This window comes from Actinomycetota bacterium (assembly GCA_009923495.1).
Taxonomy (GTDB): domain Bacteria; phylum Actinomycetota; class Actinomycetes; order S36-B12; family UBA5976; genus UBA5976.
The window spans coordinates 25,172-31,394 of sequence record RFTJ01000015.1; the positions used below are offsets into that span (position 1 = coordinate 25,172).

6 protein-coding genes are annotated in these 6,223 nt (G+C 50.2%); all 6 read right to left on the bottom strand.

The genetic code is table 11. The annotated features are described in order from the left end of the window. Positions 1-27: 27 nt before the first annotated feature. The 6 genes from EBS36_05810 to EBS36_05835 all read right to left on the bottom strand — a co-directional run bounded on the left by EBS36_05810 (position 28) and on the right by EBS36_05835 (position 6,223). On the bottom strand, positions 28-444 hold the full coding sequence (locus tag EBS36_05810) for a hypothetical protein (GenBank protein NBU32665.1): 417 nt from the start codon (positions 442-444) through the stop codon (positions 28-30). Positions 445-453: 9 nt separating this feature from the next. Further along, positions 454-1,203, bottom strand: coding sequence for a 4-hydroxy-tetrahydrodipicolinate reductase (locus EBS36_05815; GenBank protein ID NBU32666.1), 750 nt, complete (start codon positions 1,201-1,203; stop codon positions 454-456). A 3-nt stretch (positions 1,204-1,206) separates the two neighbouring features. Next, a complete protein-coding gene (locus EBS36_05820) occupies positions 1,207-2,532 on the bottom strand; it encodes an insulinase family protein (protein ID NBU32667.1) in 1,326 nt (441 codons plus the stop codon). Positions 2,533-2,538: 6 nt separating this feature from the next. After that, positions 2,539-4,752, bottom strand: coding sequence for a polyribonucleotide nucleotidyltransferase (locus EBS36_05825; protein ID NBU32668.1), 2,214 nt, complete (start codon positions 4,750-4,752; stop codon positions 2,539-2,541). Positions 4,753-4,931: 179 nt separating this feature from the next. Beyond that, positions 4,932-5,201: a 30S ribosomal protein S15 gene (locus tag EBS36_05830; protein ID NBU32669.1), complete on the bottom strand. Its 270-nt coding sequence runs from the start codon at positions 5,199-5,201 to the stop codon at positions 4,932-4,934. Positions 5,202-5,305: 104 nt separating this feature from the next. Then, a complete protein-coding gene (locus EBS36_05835) occupies positions 5,306-6,223 on the bottom strand; it encodes a bifunctional riboflavin kinase/FAD synthetase (GenBank protein NBU32670.1) in 918 nt (305 codons plus the stop codon).

Here is a 6,223-nt window from a genome sequence, read left to right on the forward strand (position 1 = left end):
TAAAGGAAACTACGATCTGGGAAACTGTTAAAACTGGTCAAATAACTCAACTGCATACTGCATAGATTCGCGAGCTAACTTTCGATTACCTACTAAGTCGTAGCCAACTGCGACACAAAACCAATTCTGCCAATCATTCTGGTTGCGCTTGGCCGCTTCGATAGCGGCATCCAGATAGTTTTGTGCTTCAACAGTTCTAGGCTTTATCTCCATACTAGGTAAGCGATTTACCGCAATTTGCTTACCCATCTCAGTGCTTTTGTAGCCGAACTGTACTTCACGGATGACAAGCCAACCGCCGAGTATCGGTAACACCATAACGCAAATTCCCAAAATGATAACGGGTGTATTTCCGGCTCTGACCAAATCGACACCACGCCAAAATGCGAAGCCGAGGTAAACCGTAAGAACCACTGCCAAGATAAATGAAACGCGTTTGGCCATCAGTAGCGACTAGAGATCCAACAAATTTTCTAGACCAATAGTTAGCCCAGGAGTTTCACAGATCCTACTTACTGCTAGCAATACGCCTGGCATGAATGATTCGCGGCTGTAAGAGTCATGGCGAAGTGTCAACGATTCGCCCGAGCCCCCGAAAATTACTTCCTGATGAGCTAGCAGGCCTTCAGCACGAATACTATGGATCCGAACCCCATCGACAATTGCTCCGCGGGCACCAGACAAAGCTTCTGTAGTGGCATCTGGCATTGCGTCAGAGCCCGCTTCAGTTCGCGCCTGTGCAATCAATTCAGCGGTGCGGCGGGCAGTACCACTTGGAGCATCTGCCTTGCGTGGATGGTGTAATTCAACAATCTCTACACTGTCAAAGTAAGGTGCGGCTGATTTAGCAAACTGCATCATTAGTACCGCGGCAATGCCGAAATTAGGTGCAATCAATACATTGCTAGAGCCGGCCGAAACAAGTCTGTTAACTTGTTCGATTCGGGTGGCGTCAAAACCAGTGGTGCCAACGACTGCATGGACGCCGTTTCTTATCAGAAATTCAAGATTGCTAATCACCGAATCTGGCACAGTGAAATCAACAGCAACCTGCGCGCCTGCTGTGACAATTGATGTGAGGTCATCTCCCAAATCCACGCTGGCAACCAATTCATGATTGGGACTTGCCTGAATCGCCTCACACACGGTGGTTCCCATGCGGCCACGAGCGCCTAACACGGCTACTTTGATCGGTGTATTCATGAGTTACTCCGGTCCAACAATTGTGGTTAGCCGCTCCTGCGACCAAAGTTGGTGCGCTAGAGCGTTAACTTCATCAAGCGTAACGGCTTGAACTCGGTCCAGCACTTGCGACACAGAAGGCACATCGCCAGTGGTTAACTCTGCACGAGCAATTCTGCTCATTCGCGAGCCTGTGTCCTCAAGTCCCAACACCATACCACCAGCAAGCTGCCCTTTTGCCTTTTCCAACTCTGCTGTCGTTATTCCATTGGCCACAACATCATCGAGTACCATCGCCACGGTTTCTTGAACTGCAGCTAGCCGCGCCGGGCCACAACCGGCATAAACGCCAACCATCCCCGAATCAAGGTACTGCTGAGAAAACGAGTAGACGCTGTAGACCAGGCCTCGCTTTTCTCGAACTTCTTGAAATAAGCGACTAGACATTCCGCCGCCAAGAGCAGCATTTAACAAGCTCAGGGTGTAGCGACGATCATCAGAGCGGTCAAGTCCTGGCACGCCAATAACTAGGTTTGATTGCTCGGTAGTTTTTGGCACAAAAACCGTGTCGCCATTTCGGTTAACTGATTGCTTGCGCTTGGTCGGTGTGAATGGCGCGCTATCGCCCGATAGATCTGCATCGCCATTGGCGAATGCTTTGCGAACAAGTTTGACTATTTGCGAATGTTCGATGTTTCCCGCAACCGATACTACCAACCGATCTGGCGTGTAGAACTTGTTGTAGAAACCAAAAATAGACCGCCGCGACAGTGAGGAAATGTTTTCAACAGTTCCCAGTATCGAACGACCTAGTGCAGATTCACCCCAGAGCGCTTTAGCAAAATGCTCGTGCACTAAATCTGAAGGATCATCATCGCGCATGGCGATTTCTTCCAAGACCACTTGGCGCTCACCATTGACATCGGCGGTGGCGACAGTCGCTGAAGTGATCATGTCAACCAACACATCAATTGCTGTTGGGATGCTCGTGTCTAAGACCCGGGCGTAAAAACAGGTGAATTCCTTTGAGGTAAAAGCATTCATCTCGCCGCCAACCGCATCGATGGCTGATGAGATGTCTAAGGAACTGCGAGTTTTGGTTCCCTTGAACAACAAGTGCTCGAGGTAATGTGCGGAGCCAGTTTGAGCTGGTAGTTCATCGCGAGAACCAACATTTACCCAAATTCCGATTGCAGCAGAGCGTACATTGGGCATTTGTTCAGTGATTATTCGAAGGCCGCCAGGAAGCACTGTGCGCTTTACTAGTCCGCCCTGATCAGTGGTTAGTAATGTGCGTGTGGTCCCAGGGCGTTGTTCATGCCCCAGGACCACAGCCGACTTCTTAGTCATAGGTGACTATTCACTATCTTCTGCGCTAGCCTCTTCGCCTTCAATTACTGGGATCAGTGAAAGCTTTCCGCGGGGGTCAATCTCGGCAAGCTCAACATGAACTTTGTCGCCCACATTCAGCACGTCCTCAACTTTTTCTACGCGCTTTCCACCAGATAGTTTGCGCAACTGACTGATGTGGAGCAATCCATCGCGACCTGGAGCCAGTGAAATGAATGCCCCAAAAGTTGTAGTTTTCACCACAGTTCCTAGGTAACGTTCGCCAACTTCAGGCATGGTTGGATTTGCTATTGCATTAATCTGGGCTCGAGCCGCTTCGGCTGATTCGCCATTGTCTGCGCCGATGTAAACAGTGCCGTCATCATCGATGCTGATGTCTGCGCCGGTTTCATCCTGGATCTGATTGATGATCTTGCCCTTAGGACCGATGACCTCGCCAATCTTGTCCACCGGAATGTTGACCGTGATGATGCGTGGAGCAAACTTGCTCATCTCATCTGGTACATCGATTGCCTCGGACATAACATCAAGGATGGTTAGGCGGGCATCGCGAGCCTGAGTCAGTGCGCCAGCCAAAACTGATGCTGGAATGCCATCAAGTTTGGTATCTAGCTGCAAAGCAGTAACAAACTCTTTTGTTCCGGCTACCTTGAAGTCCATATCGCCGAATGCGTCTTCTGCGCCAAGGATGTCAGTTAACGCAACATACTCGGTTTTGCCGTCTATCTCATCCGAGATCAGACCCATTGCAATACCGGCAACCGGCGCCTTCAGTGGCACACCAGCATTAAGTAATGCAAGCGTTGAAGCACATACCGAGCCCATCGAAGTTGAGCCATTAGAACCTAATGCCTCAGAAACCTGTCGAATTGCATATGGGAAATCACTGCGACTAGGCAGTACTGGTACCAGTGCACGCTCAGCAAGTGCACCGTGACCAATTTCGCGACGCTTTGGGCTGCCAACCCGACCAGTCTCGCCGGTTGAGTAAGGCGGGAAATTGTAGTTGTGCATGTAGCGCTTGGTGGTAATCGGCGAAAGCGAATCAATCTGCTGTTCAAGCTTTAGCATGTTCAAAGTAGTGATGCCCAGAATCTGAGTTTCGCCGCGTTCAAATAAGGCTGAACCATGAACGCGCGGAATCACATCTACTTCAGCCGATAGCGAGCGAATGTCAGCAAGTCCGCGTCCGTCAATTCGAATCTTGTCTTTAAGCACCCGCTTACGAACAAGTTTCTTAGTAAGCGAGCGAAGTGCTGCGCTGACTTCTTTTTCGCGTCCTTCAAACTGCTCAGCAAATTTCTCAACAACTACTTCTTTGATGCGATCAAGTTCTGATTCGCGCTCCTGTTTTCCGGCAATGGTAAGCGCTGCTGCTAGTTCATCTGTGATGGCCGCGGATACGGCGTCGTAAACGTCAGCTTCATAATCAAGGAAGACTGGGAACTCTTGCGTTTCCTTTGCTGCCACGGCTGCCAATTCACTCTGGGCATCGCAAAGTACCCGAATGAATGGCTTCGCTGCCTCAAGACCCTGCGCGACGATATCTTCTGTTGGTGCGGTAGCGCCACCGGCGATCAATTCGATGGTGTTTTCAGTTGCTTCTGCTTCAACCATCATGATTGCCACATCGTTATCAACAACGCGGCCCGCAACCACCATGTCGAATACTGCTTCTTCCAGTTGTTCGTGCGTCGGGAATGCAACCCACTGATTTTTGATGAGTGCTACCCGAACGCCGCCAATTGGACCTGAGAATGGCAAACCAGCTAACTGGGTTGACATTGACGAGGCGTTGATTGCCACTACGTCATAAAGTTCATTGGGATTGAGCGCCATAACAGTCACCACTACCTGAACTTCATTACGGAGTCCTTTGACAAATGATGGACGCAATGGTCGGTCAATCAAACGACAAGTAAGAATGGCATCTTCACTTGGTCGACCTTCGCGACGGAAGAATGAGCCAGGAATCCGGCCAACTGAGTACATTCGTTCTTCAACGTCAACAGTTAACGGGAAGAAATCAAACTGATCCTTCGGTGACTTTCCTGCGGTGGTAGCTGAGAACAGCATTGTTTCATCATCTAGATAGACGCTTGCCGCGCCGTTTGCCTGACGAGCTAACCGACCCGTTTCGAATCGAATTGTCCGCTTGCCAAACGAGCCATTATCAATAATGGCTGTACTTGTCTTTACTTCGTTACCCTCCACGGGCATCTCCCTATTACTTGTCAGGGAGTAACGCACTTACGCGTAAACACTTGCTTAGGTGCCGATCTTCGATCGAAGTGCGCGGCTAACTTAGCCGAACACCACTACCGAGGACCGACGAACGGTTCGTGCAGTAAGTGGCCACTCCACAAAAAGGGCCAGTCGGTTGACTAGCCCGTTTGATGCTATCGACGAATACCGAGTTTCTCGATGATTGCGCGGTAGCGATTAATGTCTGTCTTGGTTAGGTAGTCCAACAAACGACGACGCTGACCAACTAACAACAGCAGTCCACGACGGCTATGATGATCATGTTTGTGGGTCTTTAGGTGCTCAGTCAAGTCATTAATACGACGAGTATGCAGTGCAATCTGAACTTCTGGACTTCCGGTATCGCCTGGCTTGGTGCCATATTGAGCGATGATTTCTTGCTTGACCTTTGGGTCTAACGCCATGATTTTTCCTCTCGGGCGCGGGCTGTAGCTAGGGTTCTAACTGCAGTTAGTCACGAAACATGGGGCGCCCGCCCCGCGTTCGTCTGAGCAAAACCTTATCAGTGTCAAGTGCTCTCTAGGAAATCGTTGATTTGCCCCCGGGCCACCGAGACATCAGAATTCATTGCAATTACTAGGTCTTCAATGCCTGAGAATGCCTGCATCTGGCGAATATGCCCCAAGAAATCCAGGTCTACGATCTGTCCGTACAACTTCAAATCATCCCGGTCCAGCACATACGCCTCGACTCGCCGAGTCAGAACTTCAGCAAATGTAGGGTTGGTGCCGATGCTTATTGCTGCAGGTAAGACTTCCTCTTTAGTCGTTAGTAGCCCGGAATAGACGCCATCAGCGGGTATAACTAGGCCATGAGCAACCGACAAGTTCGCAGTTGGGAATCCTAGTTCGCGGCCACGTTGGTCGCCATAAATTACTTCCCCGCTTAACCGATGAGGTCGACCAAGCAAGGTCCGGGCGGATTCAACTTCACCTGCCAATAAGGCTTGGCGAATTCGAGTAGATGACCAGGTTGACGAGTCACCTTTGAGCGTCACTACCTCCACCTCGAAGCCAAATTTGCTGGCCAAGGATTGCAATACTTCAACATCACCAGATGCGCGGTTGCCAAATCTAAAATTGGTACCTACCACAATCACATCTGCAGCTAGCTGGGTGACTAAGACTTCATCGACAAATTCGTCTGGTGTTAGCCTGCGCAGCTGGTCATTGAATTCTAGAAATTCGACCGCATCAACGCCGGCCGCCTTGAGCAACTTGGCGCGATGTGAAGGAAGTGTCAGAAGGCCAAGGAAATCATCAGCCCGCAAGATCGAAGCTGGGTGAGGATCAAATGAAGCGGCCACCAATCTGGCATCTCGAATATCTGCGATTTTTCGAGCCTGCTTTAACAGCGCCAAGTGTCCTTCATGAACACCGTCAAAAACTCCGACGGTAACGACAACCGGTTTGAGTTTTGAGCCCAT